19 protein-coding genes and 1 tRNA gene are annotated in these 24,814 nt (G+C 44.0%); 6 read left to right on the top strand and 14 right to left on the bottom strand.

The window, feature by feature from the left end; translation table 11 throughout:
* Positions 1–9: 9 nt before the first annotated feature.
* The 5 genes from RTX25_RS08830 to RTX25_RS08810 all read right to left on the bottom strand — a co-directional run bounded on the left by RTX25_RS08830 (position 10) and on the right by RTX25_RS08810 (position 6,679).
* On the bottom strand, positions 10–870 hold the full coding sequence (locus RTX25_RS08830) for a carbohydrate ABC transporter permease (RefSeq protein ID WP_312652825.1): 861 nt from the start codon (positions 868–870) through the stop codon (positions 10–12).
* Positions 854–1,747, bottom strand: coding sequence for a sugar ABC transporter permease (locus RTX25_RS08825; RefSeq protein WP_312652823.1), 894 nt, complete (start codon positions 1,745–1,747; stop codon positions 854–856). The genes RTX25_RS08830 and RTX25_RS08825 overlap by 17 nt, the downstream gene beginning before the upstream one ends.
* A gap of 87 nt (positions 1,748–1,834) precedes the next feature.
* A complete protein-coding gene (locus RTX25_RS08820) occupies positions 1,835–3,154 on the bottom strand; it encodes an extracellular solute-binding protein (protein WP_312652821.1) in 1,320 nt (439 codons plus the stop codon).
* A gap of 175 nt (positions 3,155–3,329) precedes the next feature.
* Positions 3,330–4,910: a response regulator gene (locus tag RTX25_RS08815; protein ID WP_312652819.1), complete on the bottom strand. Its 1,581-nt coding sequence runs from the start codon at positions 4,908–4,910 to the stop codon at positions 3,330–3,332.
* Entirely contained in the window at positions 4,910–6,679 is a 1,770-nt protein-coding gene (locus tag RTX25_RS08810) for a histidine kinase (protein ID WP_312652817.1), read from the bottom strand. Before RTX25_RS08810 ends, RTX25_RS08815 begins: the two co-directional genes overlap by 1 nt.
* Before the next feature lie 238 nt (positions 6,680–6,917).
* Between RTX25_RS08810 and RTX25_RS08805 the strand changes: the two genes are divergently transcribed.
* The 3 genes from RTX25_RS08805 to RTX25_RS08795 all read left to right on the top strand — a co-directional run bounded on the left by RTX25_RS08805 (position 6,918) and on the right by RTX25_RS08795 (position 10,220).
* The gene (locus RTX25_RS08805) at positions 6,918–9,593 is read left to right on the top strand and encodes a GH36-type glycosyl hydrolase domain-containing protein (protein ID WP_312652815.1); all 2,676 of its coding nucleotides are present in this window, start codon (positions 6,918–6,920) and stop codon (positions 9,591–9,593) included.
* Between the two features lie 18 nt (positions 9,594–9,611).
* Complete coding sequence (locus RTX25_RS08800; protein ID WP_312652813.1) at positions 9,612–10,025, top strand: hypothetical protein; 414 nt, start codon at positions 9,612–9,614, stop codon at positions 10,023–10,025.
* Positions 10,026–10,145: 120 nt separating this feature from the next.
* A tRNA-Arg gene (locus RTX25_RS08795) sits at positions 10,146–10,220 on the top strand.
* Between the two features lie 352 nt (positions 10,221–10,572).
* On the opposite strand, the gene RTX25_RS08790 is transcribed toward RTX25_RS08795, so the two are convergent.
* The gene (locus RTX25_RS08790; RefSeq protein WP_312652811.1) at positions 10,573–10,764 is read right to left on the bottom strand and encodes a DUF1450 domain-containing protein; all 192 of its coding nucleotides are present in this window, start codon (positions 10,762–10,764) and stop codon (positions 10,573–10,575) included.
* A gap of 497 nt (positions 10,765–11,261) precedes the next feature.
* Here RTX25_RS08790 and RTX25_RS08785 point away from each other — a divergent pair, with 497 nt between their 5' ends.
* Positions 11,262–12,515: an MFS transporter gene (locus RTX25_RS08785; RefSeq protein WP_312652809.1), complete on the top strand. Its 1,254-nt coding sequence runs from the start codon at positions 11,262–11,264 to the stop codon at positions 12,513–12,515.
* A 109-nt stretch (positions 12,516–12,624) separates the two neighbouring features.
* On the opposite strand, the gene RTX25_RS08780 is transcribed toward RTX25_RS08785, so the two are convergent.
* Both RTX25_RS08780 and RTX25_RS08775 read right to left on the bottom strand, forming a co-directional pair.
* Entirely contained in the window at positions 12,625–13,701 is a 1,077-nt protein-coding gene (locus tag RTX25_RS08780; protein ID WP_397428538.1) for an NAD(P)H-dependent flavin oxidoreductase, read from the bottom strand.
* 189 nt (positions 13,702–13,890) lie between these two features.
* Positions 13,891–14,439, bottom strand: coding sequence for a DUF6512 family protein (locus tag RTX25_RS08775; RefSeq protein ID WP_312652805.1), 549 nt, complete (start codon positions 14,437–14,439; stop codon positions 13,891–13,893).
* Between the two features lie 286 nt (positions 14,440–14,725).
* Here RTX25_RS08775 and RTX25_RS08770 point away from each other — a divergent pair, with 286 nt between their 5' ends.
* Positions 14,726–15,955: an AI-2E family transporter gene (locus RTX25_RS08770; RefSeq protein WP_312652803.1), complete on the top strand. Its 1,230-nt coding sequence runs from the start codon at positions 14,726–14,728 to the stop codon at positions 15,953–15,955.
* A gap of 144 nt (positions 15,956–16,099) precedes the next feature.
* Positions 16,100–17,353, top strand: coding sequence for a serpin family protein (locus RTX25_RS08765; protein ID WP_312652801.1), 1,254 nt, complete (start codon positions 16,100–16,102; stop codon positions 17,351–17,353).
* A 302-nt stretch (positions 17,354–17,655) separates the two neighbouring features.
* On the opposite strand, the gene RTX25_RS08760 is transcribed toward RTX25_RS08765, so the two are convergent.
* From RTX25_RS08760 to RTX25_RS08735, 6 genes are all read right to left on the bottom strand, one after another.
* A complete protein-coding gene (locus RTX25_RS08760; RefSeq protein WP_312652799.1) occupies positions 17,656–18,270 on the bottom strand; it encodes a general stress protein in 615 nt (204 codons plus the stop codon).
* A 256-nt stretch (positions 18,271–18,526) separates the two neighbouring features.
* Complete coding sequence (locus RTX25_RS08755) at positions 18,527–19,357, bottom strand: Cof-type HAD-IIB family hydrolase (RefSeq protein WP_312652796.1); 831 nt, start codon at positions 19,355–19,357, stop codon at positions 18,527–18,529.
* A gap of 21 nt (positions 19,358–19,378) precedes the next feature.
* On the bottom strand, positions 19,379–20,125 hold the full coding sequence (locus RTX25_RS08750) for an AraC family transcriptional regulator (RefSeq protein WP_312652793.1): 747 nt from the start codon (positions 20,123–20,125) through the stop codon (positions 19,379–19,381).
* On the bottom strand, positions 20,122–21,843 hold the full coding sequence (locus tag RTX25_RS08745) for a histidine kinase (RefSeq protein ID WP_312652791.1): 1,722 nt from the start codon (positions 21,841–21,843) through the stop codon (positions 20,122–20,124). Before RTX25_RS08745 ends, RTX25_RS08750 begins: the two co-directional genes overlap by 4 nt.
* 100 nt (positions 21,844–21,943) lie before the next feature.
* Entirely contained in the window at positions 21,944–23,596 is a 1,653-nt protein-coding gene (locus RTX25_RS08740; RefSeq protein ID WP_312652790.1) for an iron ABC transporter permease, read from the bottom strand.
* Entirely contained in the window at positions 23,589–24,704 is a 1,116-nt protein-coding gene (locus RTX25_RS08735; RefSeq protein ID WP_312652789.1) for an ABC transporter ATP-binding protein, read from the bottom strand. The genes RTX25_RS08740 and RTX25_RS08735 overlap by 8 nt, the downstream gene beginning before the upstream one ends.
* Positions 24,705–24,814 lie beyond the last annotated feature (110 nt).

Here is a 24,814-nt window from a genome sequence, read left to right as displayed (position 1 = left end):
AAACTCCCCCTATCCTTTAACTGCTCCGGCAACGAGGCTGTCCTGAACCTGACTGCTGAGCAGGAAGTAGATGATGATTGTAGGTACAGTCGCGATGACCATCCCTGCACCGATTAGTCCCCAGTCCGTCGAATACTGTCCTGCAAAGGACATGATGCCCACAGGCAGTGTCCGGTATTTGTCGCTGTCGACAAAGGTGTTGGCAAGCATAAGCTCGTTCCAGGTCCCGAGAAAGGTGAATACCGAAGCTGTTGCAATGGCCGGTTTTATGATGGGCAGGATAATCAGTGCAAATGATCTGAATACACCGCAGCCGTCGATGTATGCAGCCTCTTCGATCTCCTTGGGTATCCCCTTGTAGAATCCTGTAAGAATCAGAATGCTCATGGGAATGGCACCTGCAATGTAGGGGATGAGAAGGCCCAGATATCCTCCCTTAAGACCGGTCCTGTCCAGCAGCTGAAAAAGCGGCAGAAGGGCAGCCTGTGCAGGGATCATAATGCCTATGGCAAATATTCCGAAGACCAGTCCGCTCCATTTCCACTTCATCCTGGCAATGGCATAGGCCGCCATGGCGGAGAGAATGCCAGATGCAATCACCGTTGTTGCGGAATAGAATACTGAGTTCAGAAAGTATCTGATGATGTTTGTCTGCGTAAATGCCTTATAGTAGTTCTCCCATCTCCAGGCCTGAGGAAGTCCGATGATATTGTCACCGAAAATCTCCGCATTGCCTTTAAGGGAAAAGGTCACCAGCCAGTAAAGCGGGAAAAGCTGAGTGACGGCAATGACGACTAGCAGGATAAATTTCAGGTTCTTGGCTATCTTCTTATTCTTCACTTTTCTTCTCCTCCTAGAATACCGAGGCATTCTCCTCTGCTTTTTTGAACAGTCTGGTCACGATATATGAGAATATCAGGCACTCCACCACAATGAAGAAAGCCTGTGCACTTCCGTATCCGTAGAGGCTGCGCCTGAACAGATTGTTGTACATGAGCGTTGCCGGAACATCACTTGCGTGATTTGGTCCTCCTCCTGTCATGACATAGATCAGGTCGAAAGCTCTCAAGGAGCCCGTTATGGCAAAAATGGAACAGGTCTTTATGACAGGCGCCAGAAGCGGTATGGTGATCTTGATATTGGTCTGCCATCGGTTTGCACCGTCGATCATGGCCGCTTCATAGTAGTCAGGGGAAATGGACTTGATCCCTGCATAGAAGATGAGCATATGATATCCGATATACTGCCAGACAGCAGGCACAACAGTGCTGAGAAATGCAGTATCGGGATTGGAAAGCCAGGAATATTCCGATGACTGGCCTGTAAAGGTCGAGATCAGCATGTTCAGCAGACCATACTCGCTGTGGAAAATCTTGATCCAGAGCTGTCCGATGACCATGCTCGAAATGACCACAGGCAGAAAGTATATGGTTCTGAAGTACTTTTCTCCCTTGACCCCTTTAGCCAGGAGCATGGCAAGTCCCAGTGAGATGGGCAGCTGTATGAGAAGTGATGCGCCCACAAGTATCATTGAATTGAGAACCGCCTGTGGGAAGTATCTGTCTCCGGTGAACATTCTGATATAGTTGTTGAATCCGATAAACTTCATCGTTCCGATACCATCATATTCAAACAGGCTGTAGATTCCTGACGTGATCAGCGGAATGATACTGAACGCAATAAAGAGAATCAGCGCAGGCAGTACAAAGACTGCTATATGTCTTTTTTTTCCTAACATCTTTTCCATTTAAATCCTCCTGTCATGAGATGAAAAAGGGTATCACCTAATTGCAGTGATACCCCTACTTCACCTGATCTAACAACCCGCAGTCAATTATTTGTTGATGGCTGCCTTATGTTCTTCAATGAATGCCGATACATCAGCATTTGGTGCAAACAGTGTCTGAACCATTTCGTTATGGATTGTTGCAGGCTCTGAGTCAAGGGAAGTATCCCAGGCCAGAACGCCTTCCTTGCTGTTGGCAAGGATTTCCTTGATCTGTACGAACAGAGGGTTCAGATTGCTTTCATCCGCTTCTGTAGTCCAGCCGCTGAATCCTGTACCGGTTTCATAAGCTGCAACACCCATTCTTTCATTGATGTATATTGCAAATTTAGCCGCTTCTTCCTTGTCTTTTGTATTCTTGTTGACCCAGAAGGACTCTACAAATCCGCCTGCATAATCGGATACATCACCCTTGCCTTCTACTACCGGCATGTTCAGTGCGACAACATTGCTAGGATCGATGGTAGCAGTTTCATCTGTGTAAAGACCGTTTGCAAGCCAGCTTCCCATGATACGCATAGCTGCTCTTTCATTTCCGAATGCAGCATTGGCATCATCGTTTCCGGATTCAAGAGGATTCTTTCCGAATGCGCCCATGTTGTAAAGCTCTACCAGCTTCTCTGCAGCTGCAGTATAGCCTTCATCGCCGAATTCCACTTTTCCTGTGAGCATATCGTTGATGTTTGATGCGCCTACTTCTCTAAGTGCTAGTGCCTGGTAGATGAATGCCGCATTCCAGCCATCCTTTGCGCCTGCTGCGATCGGTGTCACACCATCAAGTGCGGACAGCTTTTCCACTGCAGTCACAAGTTCTTCGTAGGTGGTTGGAAGCTCAGCTCCTGCCTTGTCAAACAGTTCCTTGTTTGCATACAGGGTCATGAACCATGAGAATGATGGTACTGAATACAGCTTTCCGTCGTACTCGAATGCTGTTGTTGCGCCTTCAAGCATTCTGGATTTCACATCATCTGTCAGATACTCATCCATTGGGAGAAGTTTATCAGCGTTAACAAGCTTTCTTGCAGTTCCAGCACCCCAGTAATAGAATACATCTATACCTTTTGCATCACCTGCGAATTCAGCTGAGATCTTCGTCTTATAGGCTTCAGTATCCAGTGTCTGAGTTTCAATCTTTACATGAGGATTTTCACTGATATAATCTGCTACTGCCTGATCATAAAGTTTCTTCAGTTCATTTGTATCATTAGACCACTGATGCCATACATTCAGGGTAACCTCTTCATCAGCAGCTGGAGCTCCTGGTGTCTCTTCAGCCACAGGTTCCGTTTTTCCGCATCCGGCGAGTCCGATGACCATGGTTGCCGCCAAAAGCGATGTTGCGATCTTACTTATGAGCTTCTTTTTCATTCTTTATTTCCTCCCAATTATTACACTTATCGTTGTAATCGGTACCAATTCACTTTACATGCATGTCTTAACGTTATATTCAGTATACTTGATGGTCTTCGGAAGGAAAATTTAATATTTTGTCCTAAAAGGTCATTATTTTTACTTCATCAAAACCTTTACATGGAAAAATTCTTCAGTTTTCAGGCTTCACTTTCCTGAATTCCTTTACCGTGACGCCCGTGATTTTCTTGAAGCAGATGCTGAAGTAGTGTGAATCGCGGAATCCGATTTTCTCAGCAACCTCATAGACTTTCATGTCTGTGGTGTTTAAAAGCCTTATACTCTCTTCGATTCTCTTCTTCAATATATACTCGATAAGGCTTATGCCCATCTCCTTCTTGAACACACGGCTTAAATAGCTCTCATTGGAATAGATTGTCGCGGCCACTGTCTTCAGGCTCAGTTCAGGGGAAAATATCTCCTGATTGACGTATTCCAGAGCGTCTTCCACGACTTTTCTTCCTCTCGTGTTTTTCTTTTTCCTATGGAAATCCATGATACGACCAAGGGTTTTCAGAAGATATGGTTCCATCTCGTCCACGGTGCTGATGGATCTGATCTCGCTGTAGAGCGTATCCTCTCCGGTGATTTCAGAAAGTCCGCTGCCGAACTTGTTGAGGGTCGCAGCTCCTTTTGAGAGAAGATCCATGGTCATGAGGCGATAGTACTCAATATCTGTAATTTTGGATGCTCTTATAAAAGTCACATACTGATTGACGTGATCTGCAACCTTTTCTGTCAGAGCGTTCTCAATGGAGAAGATGAAATCTTCCCAGTCGATATCTTTCTTGTGCTCATTCTTCTTGATGACGCTCTGATATTCCTTGTAGGTGATGCACCGGTTTCTGCCAAGAAGAACTGATGCGCTTATGGCCATTTCGGATTCCCTGTAGGCTTCTGGAATATCCCCTACGCCTTCATGCATATTGCTGATGCCTATGGTTGAACCGGTCTGAATCTCACTCTGGATCCGCTCATGGATGGTATCTGCAATCCGAGAGGCTTCATCAGCTGTGTCAGTTGCAAGAATGACGATGATGCTCTGCTGATAGTGGGTAAAGGCCATATGCTGGAAAGGCACTTCCTCTTCCACAATTCCAAGGACCGTCTTCACCTTCTTCATGGACCTGATTTCGCTCTTTTCCTTCAGCCTGATGTCATAGACCGAGAACTTCCTGTAGAGCTTCTCAAAGCCGAACATACTGAGCTTTCTCCTGGCTTCATCCTCAAGAACATCTCCTTCAATGAGCTTCTGAAAGAAGCTCTCCATGACGATATCCTGATCTGCCAGGGCACTTTCCTTAAGCTGTATGACTTCTTTAAGCTCCTCTTTCTCCTTATAGATCTTTTCCCTGATCTTTAATGCCACAGTGGTGAGATCCGTTATGGATACGGGCTTAAGGAGAAAGTCCTCCACACCGATTTTCACCGCTTTTCTGGCGTATTCAAATTCCCGGTACCCTGTGATGATGACGATGTGGCTTTGGGGAGAGATTTTAGTGATCTTCTCCGCCAGCTCCAGACCATTCATATTGACCATGCTGATATCCGTCAGCACAAGGTCCGGCTTTTCCTTTTCGACCATCATGAGCGCTTCTTCTCCGGAGCCTGCTTCTCCTATAATGGCAAATCCGTTCTCCGCCCAGTCAAATCCTTTTCTTATGAGCACTCTCTCAAGCTTTTCGTCATCCACGATTAAAACTCTGATTTCCATTATGATTCACCATCTTTCTGTCTTTTTACTCTGATCATGATTTCTGTTCCAGTTCCGATTTCGCTGCTGATCATAATCGGATTCTCTATGCCGTAGTAAAGCCTGATCCTCTGGATCTGGCTGTGGATTCCGAAGCCTGATTTGCCGGTGATGTTCTTTCCGGTCATGACTTCCTCGATCCTCTTCTCGGACATTCCTTTACCGTCATCGGAAACCACGAAGATGATCTCATCCTCGTCTCTGTAGGCTCTGATGGTGATATGTCCTTCACCTTCTCTGTTTTTTATCCCATGGTGGACTGCGTTTTCCACAGGGGGCTGAAGAATGAGCTTCAGAATTTTAACATCAAGAAGTTCCTCCTCCACGTCGTACTCCACTTTGATCTTGTTGTCGTACCTGATATTCAGAATCGTGATATAGCTTCTTATGCTTTCAAGCTCATCTCTTATGGAGATGAAATCCATACCGCTATTCAAGCTGTTTCGGTAGAAACTGCCCAGCGCCTGAGTCATTCTGAAGCAGTTCTCGTGATCTTCCATAAGGGCAAGGGCGGAAACCGCATCCAGAGTATTGTAGAGAAAATGGGGATTGATCTGGGCATTGATGATATCGAGTTTTCCCTTGGCAATGACCTGCTCCTCATCCTTAACCTGCTGGATGAGATTCTTGATGGAAAGGGTCATGTGATTGAAAACATTCTTTAGATTGTTGATCTCGTTTCTATGCTCGTCTATGGGCATTTCAATGAAGTTCCCGCGCTCTACGAGTTCCATATGCTTCTCCACTTTGTTCAGCGGCTTGAAGATGAGCCTTGTGAGAAACATGGAGCTGATGAAGATGAAGAGGATATTCATGGCGATGATGATGGCGATGGCAGTGGTATAATAAGGCGCCATAGCCCTCATACTGTCGATCTTGAACGCGCCCACAAGCTCCCATCCGCTGATGCCCATATCCTGCCGGACAAGAACTACGCTCTGCCCATCGATGGTCACTGATTCATAGCCGCTGACCGATGCTTCCCCGTCTGAAAGACGGTTCTTGAACTCCTCCTGATACTCATCTGGAGGGATCACGTAATTTCCCGACTCATCCACAATAAAGAATTTGTTGTCGTAGGATGCACTGACTTCATTGAAATAAGATTCGATGGTTCTTGCATCAATGGTCACAAGAAGCGTTGCCAGAGGCTCATAGGTGTTCATGTCTCCGATTTCTCTGATGTAAGAGATGTAGTTTCTATTATCTCTGAACTGGATGATCTCCTCGCTTCGATGAATGAAAAATCCGTTTCCACGAGCCTTCCGCACATCGCTGAACCATTCCGTGTTCCAGATCTCGTCATTATGAATGGCAGCCGGAGCCATCTTATATGAGCTGTAGGGATTATGATACTTGTCGAAGATGAATACCCCTGAGAGATAGTCACCGGACAGAATCATGTTCACAAGGCTCTTCGTGATGTTTTTATGGATAAAAGGGTCCATATACATGGAATGGATGTTTTTCAGCGAGGACTGAATGTCCTCATCGAAATAGATCAGATCGGAAAACTGGGTGACGTTTTCAAATATGATACTCAGATTTCCTTTCAATGCACTAACCGTCTGTATGCCGAGCTCCCCCACTTCTCTCTCCGTATATTCACGGTTGATGTAGGAAATGACGGAAAAGGATAGGACCAGCGAAAAGATCAGAACGGATATATAGATGAGTATGATTTTCGTCTTGATTTTTAACCCCTTATATAAATCGGTGAGTTTAGCCATGAAATCCTCCAATAATAAAACCTATGTGTCTGATGCAGGTAAATATTTTAACCTATTCTAAGAAAGTATACCATTTCATTTCATCTTAAAGGTAACTGGAAAGGTTTTCCCCGGCAAGGTTAAACAGAAAACAGGTAAAAATTTTTACCTATTTGGCAAAATTAATAAATTCTTCTGCTCATTTTCCTTTGCTATACTTGAGACAAATTTAAGTGTCTTAAGTTAGGAGCGATGTAATATGATCAGGTATAACAGCAAAGAGGATGAAACGTTCAGTCTTAATCATCCTGAGCTTACCAGCTATCTCTACTTTCCCCTTGCCAACGAAAATGGTGTCATGAGTTCAGTGACGCCAAATCTTTCCGGCGATTCCAAAATTTCACAGAACGCATTTCTTATGCCTCCCGTAAGCAGCGAAAATCTTCATAATGACAAATCCTCCAGAAACTTCTGGGTCAGAATAAACGGATCCTCCTTCTGGTCGGCAACGGGAAAATCCTCGAAAGCCCAGTCGGAGCTTTTTACCGATGAAAAGGAGGCTACTGCCCTTGAAGCAGGTTTCATGTACCATAAACTCACCAGAGTTTCAAAGCTTGGCTTGACTTCGGAAATCATGAGCTTCGTACCTTCTTCGGGTGAAATGGTGGAAATCACCGGAATCACCCTTAAAAACACCACCGAAAAACCCATGACCATTGAACTTGTGTCAGCCATTCCGGTCTTTGGACGCTCAGCAGACAACATAAGAGATCACAGGCATGTCACTTCTCTTCTTAACCGGATCGAAACCACTGAATATGGTGTGACGGTGAAACCCACCATGTCCTTTGATGAAAGAGGACATCACCAGAACACCCAGGTCTATGGCGTATTCGGCGGAAGAGAGGACGAAAAGCCAAGAGGCTTCATCCCAACAGTCGAGGAATTCATCGGGGAGGGTGGAAGTCTTGAAAATCCCGGGATTCTTGGTGATCAGTCAATGACTCTTCTGGGCGCCGGTGAAACTGCAGAAGGGTATGAAGCCCTTGGCGGTATTGTCTTTAATGTAAGAATTCTGAAGCCTGGCGAAAGCATCTTCTACACGTTCATCCTCGGATATGGAGAAAATAAGGAAGATCTTGAAAAAACTGCCGTCAGGTTCATGAACAGGAAAATGTTTGACCAGTCCCTTGAAGAGACCAGGAACTGCTGGAGAGAAAAGGTGAACATCACCTACGCTACAGGAGATGATGTTTTCAATCACTGGATGAAATGGGTGAGCTTCCAGCCGTTTTTAAGAAGAATCTACGGCTGCTCCTTCCTTCCCCACCATGACTATGGAAAAGGCGGAAGAGGATGGCGCGATCTCTGGCAGGACTGTCTGGCACTCCTCATCATGGATCCTAAAGATGTCAGAAAGATGCTTCTTGATAATTATGGAGGCGTAAGGATAGACGGAACCAATGCCACCATCATCGGATTTTCACCTGGCGAGTTCATCGCAGACCGAAACAACATCACAAGAGTCTGGATGGATCACGGTATGTGGCCATTCCTGACCACCAGTCTCTATATCCAGCAGACAGGAGATCTCGATATTCTCACTGAGGAAACCACCTACTTCCATGATATGCAGATTTCAAGAGGTGAGGAAAAAGACCTCAGATGGAATCCTATAAACAGAAACAGACTCATGGATCAGACAGGACAGCCTTACAGGGGCTCTGTCCTTGAACATATTCTCATCGAACACCTCACCGCCTTCTATGATGTGGGTGAACATGGACATATGAGACTAAGAGGGGCAGACTGGAATGATGCCCTGGACATGGCCAGAGAAAACGGAGAAAGCGTCGCCTTCACCTCCATGTATGCCTATAATATGGAAGAAATTGCAGAGCTTCTAAAGGCTCTGAAAAGTAAGGGAACAGATGAAGTTTTACTGCACAAGGGTCTTCTACTGCTGCTGAAAGATGGAGAACGGAACCCTTCCTTTAAGAAGAAGCTTCTTAAGGACTACTGCATGGCAGAATTCACGGGCGAAAAGATCAGCTTCGATATCGAGGAGATTATAAATAGCCTTGAATCTAAGGCAGCAGAGCTTAAGGAGAACATCAGGAAAAATGAATGGATCGAATGCGAATCCGGGTTATCCTGGTACAACGGCTATTATGACAACAGTGGGAATAAAGTGGAAGGTGACTTCCTGTCCGGAAAACGTATGATGCTCACAAGCCAGGTCTTCACGGTTATGTCTCATACTGCTGACGGGGAAGAGCTGACGAAGATCATAAAAGCTGCAGATGAGCTTCTCTATGATGCTTCCATCGGCGGATATAAACTCAACACGAACTTTAATGAAGTCAAAATGGATCTTGGCAGAATGTTCGGTTTTGCCTACGGTCATAAGGAAAATGGAGCAGTCTTTTCCCATATGGCGGTCATGTACGGCTATGCGCTCTACAAGAGAGGAAAATCCGAAGAAGCTTTCAAAGTCATCTCTTCACTATACAGTCACTGCAGTGATTTCGAAAAGAGCAGAATATATCCGGGGATACCGGAATATATTGACGCCAAAGGAAGAGGGCTGTACCATTATCTTACCGGCTCTGCCAGCTGGATGCTTCTCACTGTAATTACACAGATGTTTGGCGTCAGCGGTAAAATGGGGGATCTTTCTTTCAGACCACAGCTCCTTAGGGAGCAGTTCGGAAGAGATCATAAAATACATCTGGATTTCCCTTTCTATGACCGTAAGCTGAAACTTACCTATGTCAATGAAAGCATGCTTGAAGCGGGCAGCTATAAGATCACAAAGATCAGCATCGATGATGAGCCTTACATAAATGGCACCTCAGTTGATCTGATCAGAAAGGAAGATATACTAAGACTGGATCCTGACAAAGAACACCATATAGTGGTAGAACTTTCATAATATAAGGAGCTGAAAAACATGAGTGAAGAACATATTGTCAAAGCGGAATTCCCGGATTCCGGGTATATGCCCATCATTGATTTTGAATCCTGGAGAGTGGCAGTGCTCAAGTACTGTGACGATCTTAATCCTGAAGGTCTTGTCAACATGCAGAAGCATATGCTTACAGATGAGGTTTTTGTGCTCATAAACGGTACATGCAATCTTTACTCTGCTGGAACTGGTGATGTTCCAGGAATTATTGAGAAGGTGCCGATGGAGAAGCATAAGGGCTACAACGTCAAACAGGGTGTATGGCACACCCATACTCTAAGTGAAGATGCTGAGGTTCTGATTGTGGAAAACCGGAATACCGGCGATGATAATTCACCTGTATATCTGATTACAGATGAAATGAGGAAGATGATCATTGAACTGGAAGCCGAATTATAGAACTGGAAAACGGAAAAAACAGGAAGGATGGACCAGTTCCATCCTTCCTGTTTTTTCCGTTACCAGACTCCTGTTTCATTGACTTAAACCGCTTAATATATTACAATAACTAGTGTTCAAGCCTTCATAGTTAAATGGATATAACAAGCCCCTCCTAAGGGCTAGTTGTGGGTTCGATTCCCGCTGAGGGTACCATATAGCATTATCCATGATTCTCATGGATACAGAAAAACCTCTCAAAGTATTATATAATGATAATACTTTGAGAGGTTTTCATATGTTCTCATTTAGCAATCGACCGAATAGAACGACCGGCAGTTTCTTGTCGTGAATAGAATCATCAGATCATTCACATGGCCGAGCAGAACCTGCTTGTTATAGGCGACTTAGAAGCTGGTCCCTCTGCATATCAATCAGGATCAGTGACTTGAATTCATGCATAAAAGTAAAATAACTATTGCCGTCCATCCCTTGGCCCCAATTTCAGGAATTATTGTTTTAACAGATCAAGATAGATCAGATGTAGGAATTTTCTTACCCATGTATATTATTTTGTGACTTTTTTAATCCACTCTTCTGTGTTGTTCTCAACAACCAGTTCCTCATCAACATAACCATATGCTTCAGTTTCATATGCAGCACAGTTTTCTATGCAACCCACTTCAACATTATCTTCGCCAACAGCTTTCTTTAGTAGTTCAATATTTATGTTTGAACAATGTTCGCAAACTTTAATCATAATTTTCTCCTTTATAATTTTATTGACAGTTTAAATCTCTTAAGTCTATGTGCATTTAGCTGCAAAGATATTACACCAGCTATCATAAGATTTATCTTAGGTCATCTAAATAACATACTAGTCACTATTTGAATCCCAATAATATTACACGTGACTGACTATAAAAAATTTCGCTTAATATTTCTGACAGTCTTTAAAATGATTGAACAGCAGTTGCCACATCCATACAAATTACTCCTCATTATACAATATCCGCCTACTCCATTACAACATCAGCCAAACCTATAGCGTTTCCTCCATCAGCTTTTCTAACACTTTTGCATCTTTTATCCCATCACCTACATCAATTCAATTTTATATTCATGAAATGTTTTATTATAGACAATAACCCTATTATCGACTTTATATTTAGCGAAATGATTGTTCATCATTTATATACAATCTCATTCCTTGCATTAAGTATAATGAAACCAATAAATACAATTGAGGTAATTTATATGGTAAAAGAAACAGATCAAATAGCAGAGATAACAGAACCCTTTCCTCCACATTGGAAAAGAGACACTGTAATATTTCTTTCCAGTCAGGCCGTATCACTTTTTGGTTCGTCCCTGGTTCAGTATGCCATCATGTGGTATATTACCCTGACTACAAATTCAGGGATCATGCTGACCTTATCTACTCTGTTCGGATTTATGCCTCAGCTCATCATATCGGTCTTCGCCGGTGTGTGGGCAGACAGGTATGACCGAAAGAAACTGATTATACTGTCTGACCTTGGTATTGCGACTTCAACCTTCATACTGGCCATAATTTTCCTCACAGGGTACAGAGGAATTGAAGCGCTGTTTATTGTTTCATTTATCCGTTCCATCGGAGCAGGTATTCAGACCCCAGCAGTCTCAGCAATGCTTCCTCAGATTGTTCCAAAAGACAAGCTCATGAAGGTAAACGGCATAAACTCCAGTGTGCAGTCCATCATGATGCTTCTTTCTCCTGCCTTAAGTGCACTTCTTCTGACCTATTCAGACCTTCCCGCAATATTTTTCATCGATGTCGTTACGGCAGTTTCGGCAATTGTACTGCTTATGATTCTTAAAGTGCCTACTCATAAGCAAGCATTATCCAAGGATAAGGAAGATTATCTGTCGGATCTCAAAAACGGAATCAGATATGCCAGCGGAAACGGGTTTATCGCCTCACTCATCCTTGCTCAGCTAATCCTCAGTTTTCTGGTTGCACCAGTGGCCATGTTGACCCCTCTTCTTGTGGCAAGAAGTTATGGAGAGGAATACTGGAGACTCACGCTGAATGAAATCTCATTTTTCGGCGGCACCATTATCGGTGGTTTTCTCATCGTCATCTGGCAGGGATTTAAAAATAAAGTCCGGACCTTCTCTCTGACACTGACGGTTCTTGGTCTTCTTACACTTTTCATGGGACTCACGAACCAGTTCTTCCTCTATATTGCGGCTATGACTTTAATCGGACTGTGCATGCCCTATTTCAACACACCGATCGTCACCCTCCTTCAGGAGAATGTTCCTGAGGACAAACTGGGAAGAGTCTTCAGCCTGATCAGCGCATCAAACATGATGATGCCTCTTGGCATGCTTCTGTATGGTCCATTGGCAGAAGCGGTTTCAATAGAAAGCATTCTGGCGGTTACAGGTGCACTGATGATCATACAGTCTCTGTTCATCTACAGGAATAAGCGGCTTCTGAACTACCATGATCAGGATTTCGATTGACTATGGATGGAGTTTCATCTAGAGAATCAGCGCATATCGCTTACGTAAAAAAGATGAAGCACATCAGACCGCTTAAAGTCTGATGTGCTCCTTTATTCTTTATTCCTTATTAAACTCTCTGCTCATCAAGCTGCTCACGGGCCTCTTCAATAAGCTGATTCATGAGTTCTTTTACCGTAACGATTTCGCTGACTCTATAGGCATTTGCTCCTGCAAAAATCAGTCCTTCTTCCCCTTCTGCGGAATTCATCAGCGCATCGGAGATGCAGTAAGGCGTGGTTCTTGGATCACAGGGTATTAGGCAGTTATAGCATCTCTTCACCCTAATATTTCCGGCATCCATTTTTTCGGTGAAGGAATTGGATATGGCGCGTCCCGGCATGCCCACAGGACTGTTCACAAGTCTGATGTCCTCTTTCTTTGCACGAATATAGGCCATTTTAAACTTAAGGTCGGCACTACATTCTTCTGTACCTACAAAGCGGGTACCCATCTGCACCCCTGAAGCACCAAGACTCATAAAGTATGCGATATCTTTTCCGTCAAAGATTCCACCGGCTACAACCACCGGGATCTTCACCCCATACTTTTCCTCAAATGGTCTGATTTCTTCCAGAACTTCCTTCAGTATGTCTTCAAGGTCCATGTAGCTTTCTTTTTCCATGACATCTTTTTTGAATCCGAGATGTCCACCTGCCAATGGACCTTCAACGATAAACATATCTGCCGGAATGCCGAACTTCCTGTCATAGACTTTTGATATCAGTTTAGCAGCCTTTCCTGAAGATACTACAGGGGCTATTTTAGTCTCTGTCCCTCTGACCATCTCCGGAAGGTCCAGCGGAAGACCGGCTCCGGTCACGATGAGATCGATGCCCTCTTCAATGGCTGTCGTGATCAGTTCATTATATGTTGTCATTGCGGCCAGAAGATTGACGCCTATGATGCCTTCCGGAGCAATCTCTCTTGCCTTTCTGATTTCTTTTCTCATTGCTCTTTTATTCGCTTCAAGGTTATTTTTCAGGAAGTCTTCTTCCCTGTAACCGATCTGTACACCTGAGATGATTCCTATGCCGCCCTCTTTTGCTACTGCACCTGCCAGTGAGGAGAGGGATATCCCTATACCCATGCCTCCCTGAATGATCGGCCACTTAGAAACCAGATTTCCGATACGAAGATGATTCATTATATTCAATACTAATACCCTCCAATAATTCAATACCTCCATTATACATAGGTATACTTTGATACTCAAAATATTAAAGGATAATTAAGAATCAGAAACCGTTACATTCAGGGTGTTCTACTCATCTATCCCTGTAACATCAGGAACAGCAGATTGCTGTTCCTGATGTTGCTGTTTAAGTTCTTAAATTTACGGAGCAATAAATATCGGCAGATCAGGGGGATAGTAAGTGAAATAAGCTGTCATCACCGCAAGTGCGAGTACGATGAGGATACCTGAACCAAAATAGATCCATCTGGGCATTACCACCCTATAGACATGAACAGCCAGAAGCTGACCGATCACAACGCTTATCATTGAAGAGAAATTGACCCAGGTCGCTTCTATACCGATGGCTCCAGACCATAGATAATACCAAAGCACAATAATGAGCATACCGAAAACGATACTGATAGCCATTGCCTGGAACCATCTCATCATAGACAGTCTCTTCCTTTTTCCGTAAACCGCGTAGCCAATGATCCACCAGAGTAAAGTCGGCCAGTAGATCATCTTAAGGTGCTCCCAGATACTCTCGCTGACAGGAGACAACAGTCCGACGAAGTAGTTCTCTTTGGACCATTCATACGCAAAATGGAGCTGTCCGGCCATGATGAGGATAGCAAAAATTCCCACAAAGTGATAAGTTCGCACAAACCTTATAGACATATCAGAATCGTTCTCTCTATGCGCAGCCATTTCGTATTTTCCTCCTCATGCGTCCAATAATCACCATAAACTTACAATCTCATATCTTTTCTTTATTTTAACCCAACTTGAAATGATTAGACACCTGATAAAGTTATATAAGGATGGATGTTCAATTAACTTTCTGTAACCATATGAAGACCTGATATCTGATTCTCACTCTTTTTATGTTTTTCAATAATCAGGACATTCAATTGATACCAACTGTTAATAAATGCAGCCATACCCTTATGATACAATAATTAAAAGTCACTTTGACGATATGGAGAGTGAGGATATGAATGAAACACCAATGCAGACTATAGAATCCACTCGGAACCTCGGCGTCCTAGAGCAGCTTATCCTGATAGCGCTCTTTGTTCTCCTGTGTCTTACTGTATATTTTCTTTTCAACATCGGGAACAGACACGTATTGCAGGAAAAGAAACTTTCCTTTAAATCAAAGCACCTGAAACTGATTTTCTTTGTGCTTCTAGGTATACTTGCACTCTCATGGATGATCGGAAATTCCGGACTTCTTCTTTCCATACTGACCCCGTTCATCATCGCAGGAGTATTTGCCTATGCCTTCAATCCTGTAATCAAGTATCTCATAAAGCTTGGCGTATCAAGACTTCTTGCCGTCATCATCATATTTGTCGTGCTCATAGGCGCCATCGCAGGCTTCTCCATTATTTTCTTCCCCATGCTCGTGGAGGAAGTTGCAAGCCTTGTTTCCGCTCTTCCTGATATCAGCAAGAGCTGGTATGGGCGAGTATCGGAGTGGTACGAAGGTACCATCGGAGAGCAGCCTGCAGCACCTGACACCATCGAAGGTGTACTCGAATCGTTCAATATCGGTATGCAGTCGGTAACCGACTGGTTCACAAAATCAGCAAGCGGTATCCTTTCGGGAATCGGGTCCTTTGCCTCCAGCCTGGTTCATCTGGTGACCATACCTGTGCTGACCTTCTACTTCATGAAGGATGGAGATGAAATCACGGACTTTTCGAAAAAGCTCATTCTTCCAAAAAGCCGCCGATGGGTTTTCCCTCTGATGCATAAGATCGATAATGTCCTTGGGGGATTTATCAGAGGCCAGCTTCTGGTGGCACTCATCATCGGTGTCCTAAGTTCCATAGCACTTCTTATCCTGGGTGTTGATTACTGGATTGTTCTCGGACTTCTTGCTGGTATCGGTGATCTGGTTCCCTATATCGGACCGTTCCTAGGAGCCGTTCCCGCTGTATTCATCACTCTTGCAGTGGATCCGATGAAAGCGCTATGGGTTGTTGTGGCCTTCATCATCATCCAGCAGATCGAAGGTAATCTTATCTCACCGAAGATCGTCGGACACAGTGTAGGACTTCATCCTGCAGCCATCATCTTTGTACTTCTTGTAGGTGGAGCATTATGGGGACTGGTCGGACTTCTTGTTTCCGTTCCGCTGGCTGGTGTACTGAAAGTGATTATTGAAAGCATAATCGCCTGGTTCAGGCTGAATTATCCGCAATGGTTCAGGCCCTGACCGGCAATTTTGAAGACAGATTGCGATCTCTTCGGGGATTGTAATCTGTCTTTTTATCGTTACCATTTTATTCTCTGAAACCCTTACGATATCGATATACACGAAATATCGTAAGCAATCTTGAAGTTAAAAGAGGAGGGTATCATGAAACAGATGAGTCTAGTCCATAAACTGACCGCTCTATCTCTACTTGTTCTTCTTGCGGCGACCGGGTGCAGCCGAACCGCTGCGGCTGACGGAGAAGATCTCATGAAGGAAATCAGTCCCGAAAAGGTGGAGGTGCTCGACGCTTACAATGAGGAAAGCCTACTGTCTGCAGCGGATTTTTCGGTTGAGCTTTTTAAAGCCAATAGCGGAAACGAAAACACCCTGATCTCACCCCTATCTGTGCTTTCATCCCTGGGAATGACCGCAAACGGCGCAGAAGAGAACACCCTTATGCAGATGGAAGAAGTATTCGGTCTATCCAGAAACGAGCTCAATATGCTCCTGGAACTCTACATCAGGTCACTTCCAAGAAAGGATAACCTGAAAGTAAGCATGGCCAACTCCATCTGGTTCCGAGAAGGCGAACGGCTCAACGTCAGGCGTGAATTTCTTCAGACCAATGCCAATTATTATGATGCAGGAATCTATAGAGCGGCATTTGACGAAAAGACTCTGAAATCCATAAACACCTGGGTGGAAAAAGAAACAGACGGCATGATCAAAGATATTCTCGATAAAATTCCGGAAGAAGCCATGATGTATCTCATCAATGCGCTGTCTTTCGATGCAAAATGGGAAACCATCTATAAGGAGAATGAAATAAGTGAAGATCAGTTCACCGCTGAAGATGGAAGCATGCAGACTGTCGACATGATGTTTTCCACCGAATCTCTATACGTCAGAGACGATCAGGCAAAGGGTGTCATCAAGAACTACAGCGGAGGGAAGTATGCGTTCATGGCTCTTCTTCCCGATGAAAATATCAGTGTTCAGGAATACATCACTTCACTGACAGGTGAGAAACTCCATACTCTTATAAAGGAAGCTGAAAATACGCCGGTATTTACAATGATCCCAAAATTTGAAAGCAGTTATTCTGTAGAAATGTCGGAAATTCTAAAAGGAATGGGTATGACAGATGCGTTTGACGAAAAGAAAGCAGACTTCAACGGGCTTGGCACTTCACCAGAAGGCAATCTCTATATCAGCCGTGTCATCCATAAAACAAAAATCGCCGTTGATGAAAAAGGAACGAAGGCTGGAGCAGCTACTGTTGTTGAAGTCGTAACAGAATCTGCAGCACCCGTAGAGACGAAGGAAGTTCTTCTTAACCGTCCGTTTGTCTATATGATCATCGATAAGGAAACTAGCCTACCTCTTTTCATGGGCACACTGCGATCGGTGGAATAAGACATAAAGTACCCTCGTCACTTCATTCACATTAATTTAATCCCATTTTTATCTCACTGCCTTACAATAACTCCAAGAGGTGAAAATGAATGAAAAGAAGAACTAAAGGTGTACTAACCGGTTTCATCCCTTTCGTTGTGTATCTTATCGGATTTGCCAGACTCATACGCAAAGAACTGAAAAAACGCAGATAGAACCCCTATAATAAAGCCGATGCATAATTTATGCATCGGCTTTTCTATCTTAAGGGCAGAAGAGCTGAAATGTCCATCTGCCACCAGATGTCATTCCCTCGCTATGAACTAATCCAGAAATCTGTTTGGATTTGAGAGCGGATCAGAAGGATCGACTTCATCTTCATCAAGATTCAGTCCAGGATCCCCTCTTCTGTAACCATCTCTTGCATAACCTTCTCTGTTGTAGCTCTCATTTTCATAGAAGTTATTATAAACATGGTCTCTTCTTTCTGCATCTTCATCCACCAGGACCATGACATCTCCCTGATTGATTCTTTCTTCATAGACCTGAGCGTCTTCTTCATCAATACCATAATCAGTCAGTGCTCCTGCGATTCCCCCGATGGTTCCACCTGCTATGGCTCCTGTTATGGCACCGGCAATCGGTCCGGCAGCAACAATGGGTCCGACCCCAGGAATAGCCAGTGCGCCAAGTCCAAGAAGGAATCCTCCAATTCCGCCGATGGCTGTACCTGAAGCTGCTTTAGCTGCCGTGTTTTCAGCCGATACATCCACATCACTGACCATATCGTCTCCCACCACTCTGGAAAGGCGATCATAGCTTTCCTTATTGCTGGTGATGACAGAGATCTCCTCATCTCTATAACCGTCTTCTCTTAGTCTGTGTATTGCTTTAAGTGCTCTATCCTCTGTATTGAATATTCCTACGATACGTTTCATAATCTGCCTCCTCTAATCAATTTATTCTTAGATTCAGTTTAAACAGAAGTTTAAAACATGACATGAAAGAACTCTGAACGGATAGAGAATAAACTACTAACATAGATTTAACAGCTTAATATATCATTCATGAATGAATATCTTCCTATATTAAAGTGAAGAGTTTCAAGATACTACTGCCGCGCTTAGAAACATCCTTAGCAGCACTAAAGAAGAGAAAGGCGGTTTCCTTTTTCTGGAAGCCGCCTTTCTGCAATTATTTTACCATATCTGTTAAATCAAGTTCACCCGACAGTAGTGCCTCAATCACTTCGGCAACACCGTCCTCATCATTGGTTAAGGCGACCATATCCGCCACAGCCTTGATTTCATCCGGAGCATTTCCCATGGCGATCCCGAAATCCGCTTCTCTTAGCATCTCCAGGTCATTATAGAAGTCCCCAAGAGCAATCACGGTATGATCTCCTCCATGGATTTCCTTCATTTTGGAGATCATGGAAGCTTTTGAGACTCCTTCAGGCAGAATCTCAAGATAGATGTCCGCAGAATATACCCACCGCATATGCTGATCGCCTATCCGTTCAAGCTTCTCCTCGACTTTCTTGAGGTCATCATTATTCCCGGCCAGAAGAATTTTGATCCATGGCTCGCGCTTTGCGGTTTCCAGTGTATCAAAAACAGCAGGCTGATGCTCGCTCAGGATTTTCTCGTCTGCATCTTCCTCTCTGGAAACGATGAAGCAGGTATCCGGTGTATAGATGTGCGTCATGATGGCGGGATATTCTTTCTGAACAGCCCTTATGAAGTCAATCAGTTCGTCCTGTGGCAGTGTTTCCATCTTAAGGGTTCTGCCTGACTTGAAGTCATAGAGCATCGCACCGTTATAGAGCACTGAAGGCGCATTGATTTCAACATCCCTGATAAAATTCAGTACATTGACATGTCCTCTACCCGTAGCAATGCCGAAATGTCCTCCTGCTTCGATGAAGCGGCTGACTGCGTCCCTGTTTCTTGCTGAAACCGTTCCGTCGCTGGACAGAAGTGTTCCGTCCATATCGCTTAGCAGCGTTATTTTTCTGATATCCAATCTACTAACTCCCTTTCCTTATCACTTGATATAATCCGAAGGTGAAATCCCGGTGTATTTCTTGAAGACGCTGTAGAAGTGCTTATAGTCTGAAAAACCTGTCTTCTCGGCGATTTCTCCCACCCGATACTGACCTGACGCCAGAAGCTTCACGCTCTGGATAATCCTGTACTCGTTCAGTATATCAAGAAATGTGTTTCCTGTAACTTTCTTGAATCTTCTGCTGAGATAGCTTGAACTCACGCCAAGCTCCTCAGCAACAGCTTCTATATTCAGTTTCTGATCATAATGTTCCATGATTTTCTTAAGCGCCTTGACCACATAATACTCTTTTTCTTCCTTCTGTCTGATGATATCTCGAATTTCATCCGCCAGAGTATGGTTTTCTCTTGTCTTATCCACAAGATCCATTCTGATTTTAAGGATGGCTTCTGCGAGATCTTCTTCTGCCACAGGCTTCAGAAGATAGGAAGAAACACTGATCTCGATGGCCCGCTTGGCATAATCGAATTCCGCATAGCTCGTAAGCAGTATGGATTTAAAGTCTGTATCCTTCAGAGCTTCCCTGATCATTGAGATACCATCAAGGTAAGGCATTCTGATATCGGAAATCACAATATCGGGCTTAAGTGTACGGATGAGCTCAAGACCCTCTTGTCCATCAGCAGCTTCTCCCACGACGACACAGTCCATGCTTAGCCAGTCCATGGTATGGACGAGTCCTCTTCTGATGAAGTCCTCATCCTCGACGATTATGAGTCTGATCATTCTGCAGCTCCCTCCATTATATTCTGATTTTCCTCCATTAACGGAATCACGATCATAAGTTTCGTGCCCACACCTCTTGCGCTTTCGATGGAAACTCCGGATGCTTCTCCGTATTTAAGCCTGAGTCTTCTGTGGATATTGTACAGGCCGAAATGTCCGCTGTCATTGACTTCCTTTTCCAGCTGGCTGTTCACATTCGCGAGCATCTCTTCATCCATTCCTACTCCGTTGTCTTCACAGATCAGCTTCACATTTCCCCCATCTCTGAAAGCGGAAAGCCTGATATGCAGATTCATTCGCCCTTCCGAACCGTACTTCACCGCATTTTCAATCATGGGCTGTATGATCAGCTTCGGTAGGGCGATATTTTCCACGTCCGCCGGAATATCTATGGAATAGGTGAGCCTGTCCCCATAACGGAACTTCATTATTTTAAGGTAGTTTTCCGTAGACTCCATATCTTTAAGAAGAGGTACGGTTTCCGTCGCATTATCCAGACTGTACCTTAGAAGAGTGGACAGACTGAGAATCATCTTACCTGCATCCTCGGGATTGAACTTCACCATGAATCTGATGTTGTCCAGCGTATTATAGAGGAAATGAGGATTGAACTGAGATCTCAGGTGCCTGATCTGCGTCATGGAAAGCCGTTCGGTCATCTCCTGATTTCTTGAAATCTCTTTCTGCAGATTTTCAACCATCTCATTGAAGGAATCTCCGATGGTCTGGAACTCATCGTTGCTGAAGATACTGACTCTCGCACTTAGGTCTCCCGACTGAACTTCATCGAATGCTCTCATGATTTTATAGAAATCCTCTGTCTTCTTTATGGCGAGCTTTTTTGTGCTGTAAAGCACAAGAAGGATAATCAGCCCGAATACAAGAATCAGTATGATTCCGATGGAGATGAAGAACTGCATCTGATTGGAAATCAGTTTTATGGAATAGATATGGAGCCTGTTGTCCAGAATGCTGTTTGATGTCAGGTAATAACTGTCCGGACCCTTTTTTACCGTTCCTTCAAAATCCCTCTCCTCAAGAGAAACCCGGCTCAGATTGTCGAGAAAGGCGTAGTTGTTTGCGATGAACACTTTACCGCTTTTATCTGTAATGATTGATTGTGAGGAAAGCTCTGAAAGCTCGATCTGAAACTGCCTGCTGTCCATGGTGATCACGATATAACCAATAATCTCTCCTTCTTCCATGATCTTCTTTCCCATTATGAGATGCATATTTCCCTCATATTCCTCCAGGACACGGATGGAAACAGGATCCTGACTCACTTTCATGGTGTGGAAGATACCCCAGTTGCTGTAGCTCTGACCCGAAAGATAGTAGGGAATATTCTGCCTGCCCACCATTATGGGATTATGGCTGCCGTCAAAAATATACAGATCTGCAGATTTCCCTATACTGTTGGATATGGCATACAATCTGTTGAACACATCTGCACGTTCCCCGTTTGACAGTGCTCTGCGGTACAGTTCCGATTCATCGCTGAGGTCTTCGATAAATTCCGAGTAGGACTCAACGGATTCGAGAAGACTTGCCGAGAGTTTATCGTTTTCTCTGCTGCTGGTTCGGACCACATCAATTTTCCAGTAGCCCCAGAACATGAAAAGCAGAAGAAACGTGAGAATAAGGGCAGGAAAAAAAGCATAAAGAAGCAGCATTTTTCGGATGTCATCCTTGAAATAGCTGTATTTATTCTTCTTCATGCTCTATTCCTCCAGTTTTACCTGTAAATCACTTTTGTTTTCAGTTGCGGTTCAATACCTTTATCTATTCTAATCTACTTCCTGATAATTTTCCACTAAATTATAGACTGATTTCCTTCTTTCCTGATACCTTGAAGAAGATCAGCAGAGAAACGACTGTGGTCAAAGTAAGTATACTTGCAAGTGCTGCTGCTGTTCCATAGCTTGCACGGATGACTTCAGTATAGATGGCCACGGACATTGTACGGGTATCTCCTGTATAGAGGATAACGGACGCACTCAGTTCGTTGATGATGGTGATCCAGCTCAGAATCGCTCCTGAAAGTACACCTGGAAGCATCATGATGGCGGTCACTTTAAAGAAGGACTTGACCGGAGAATCACCAAGACTGACCGCAGCCTCTTCCATGCTTGGGCTGATCTGATAGAGAACCGCCGCACTGGAACGCAGGGTGTAAGGCATTCTACGCACTACAAAGGCAATAATGATGATGAAACTGGTTCCACTTAAAATCAGAGGTTGATCGTTGAATGAGATCAGAAGTGTGATACCCAGTACGGAACCTGGAATGATATAAGGGAACATGGTCAGTGTGTCGATGATGTCTGTAAGTGCACTCTTCCTTCTTGTCGTAAGGTAAGAAATGAACATGGACAGAAGGACAATGACGATGATGGCAATAATACCGAACTTATAGGTATTTGCTATTGGACCACCAAGGCTTGAGAAAATCTTTCTATAGCTGTCCAGAGAGAATCCTTTTGCAAAAATCGCTCCAGAAGTCGCTTTGAACGAGGTGTAGATTACTGTCACCTGTGGAATGATGGAGACAAGAACCAGTGAATAGATGGCAACATGTGCCAGTACATTTTTCCATCCCTTCATTTCCTTTGCCTGAATCGGTCTAAGTGAACTCATGGTGAAGGACTTCTTGTTCACGACATACTTCTGAAGAATGAACATCACTGAAGTGACCATAACAAGAATGACGGCGATAGCTGCCGCAAAGCTCGCAGATCCGCCCATTTCACTGATGAACTCATTATAGATGAGTACAGGCATGACCACATATCCTTCTCCGATGAGCATAGGTGTACCGAAATCTGCAAGAGCGTTCATGAATACGATCAGAGATCCTGCAAGAATGGTCGGTGTGATCAGCGGCATGATGACGGTGAACACTTTTTTGATTCCGGAACAGCCAAGACTTTCGCTGGCTTCAATCAGTGAAGCATCTACTTTCTTCAGTGTTCCTTTGGTGTACATATAGATGTAAGGATACAGTTTCAGTGTAAGAACCAGTAGGATTCCGCCGAATCCGTAGATGGAACCCATCTCAATGCCGAATGTGTTTCTCATGAATGTGGTGATGACACCGCTTCTTCCCGCAAGAAGCACCCATGAATATGCACCGATGAATGGTGGAGAAAGCATGGATATGATGATCAGAATCTCCAGCAGACCTTTTCCCTTTATTTTAAAGGCAGTGGTCATATAAGCCAGAGGTGCACCGATGATCACGGCAAGCAGTGTGGTCACCGTGGTTACCTTGAAACTGTTTCCCAGTGCCCTCATATAGAATTTCTTGGAGAAAAACTTCTGAAAGTTCTCCATGGTGAAGGCCTGTGTTTCAGGATCCTGAAAAGCGCTTATAAACAGCGAGAGAAGTGGATATACGATAAATAATGCAAAGATAAATACGATGACGATGGTCACTGCAGACCAGAAGTTGAAGCTTCTTTTCTTACCCATTCCATCTCACATCCTTTATCAGGCTCTTCTCCCCATTTTCTGTAAATATGTTGATCTTCTTTCTGTTCGGCATCAGAGTGATTTTTTCGCCGATATTAAAGAGCTTTTCTGCCTGTCCGAGATCCTGGGAGAATTCTATGGAAGCCTGTCCGTCGATGACCATCCCATTTTCGAACTCCAGTTCATAGACAATATATCGGCCGAGGAAGGTCCTGTTTCTGATGAGTGCCTTCATTCCAGTAGCTGAAAGAGAAAACTCTTCAGGTCTTATCCCTGCTGTAACAGATGTTCCTACAGCGCTCTCGCTGAGGTTGTCCATGTAGATTTTTGTTCCGTCCAGGAACTTCACATACATTCCGTTTTCATCTTTGTCCACATTTGCATGAAGAAGATTGGAATGACCGATGAAAGTTGAAACAAACACATTGAAGGGCCTTGAGTAGATGGCTTCCGGAGAATCCACCTGCTGAATGACTCCACCCTTCATGACCGCAATACGGTCAGAGATCGCAAGTGCCTCTTCCTGATCATGAGTGACATATACAGTTGTGATGCCGACCTGCTTCTGCACGTCTCTTATTGCGCTTCTCATTTCGATTCTCAGTTTTGCATCCAGATTGGAAAGCGGCTCATCCATGAGAAGAACATTCGGATGAATGACTATGGCTCTTGCAAGCGCAACTCTCTGCTGCTGACCACCGGACAGATTTTCAGGAAGTCTTTCCTGGTATTCGCTGATCTTCACCACATCAAGAATATCATCCACTCTTTTCTTCATGGTTTCCTTGTCCATTTTTCTGATTTTAAGTCCGTATTCCACGTTCTGTCTGACCGTCAGATGAGGAAAGATCGCGTAGTTCTGAAAAACCATTCCGATATTTCTTTTATGGGCAGGTATATTGTTGATGACTGTTTCATCAAAGGAAAACTCTCCTCCTTCGATGCTGTTGAAACCGGCGATCATTCTGAGAAGTGTTGTCTTACCGCATCCTGATGGACCAAGCAGTGTGAAAAATTCTCCATTTCTGATTTCAATAGAAAGATCCGGGATAACGGTGACATCACCAAAACGTTTTGTGGCATTTTTAACCCCTATGGAATTACTCATAATTTACTCCTTCACTTGTTTTCTTTCGTGCTCATTTTTTACAGAGAGAAAAGCTCACAACGAAGCTGTGAGCTTTGAAATTCTCCGTTTTCATTGGTTTTCTCATTTAT

Source organism: Proteiniclasticum sp. (assembly GCF_032054185.1).
Lineage (GTDB): Bacteria > Bacillota > Clostridia > Clostridiales > Clostridiaceae > Proteiniclasticum.
This window is presented reverse-complemented; position numbering and strand designations above follow the sequence as displayed.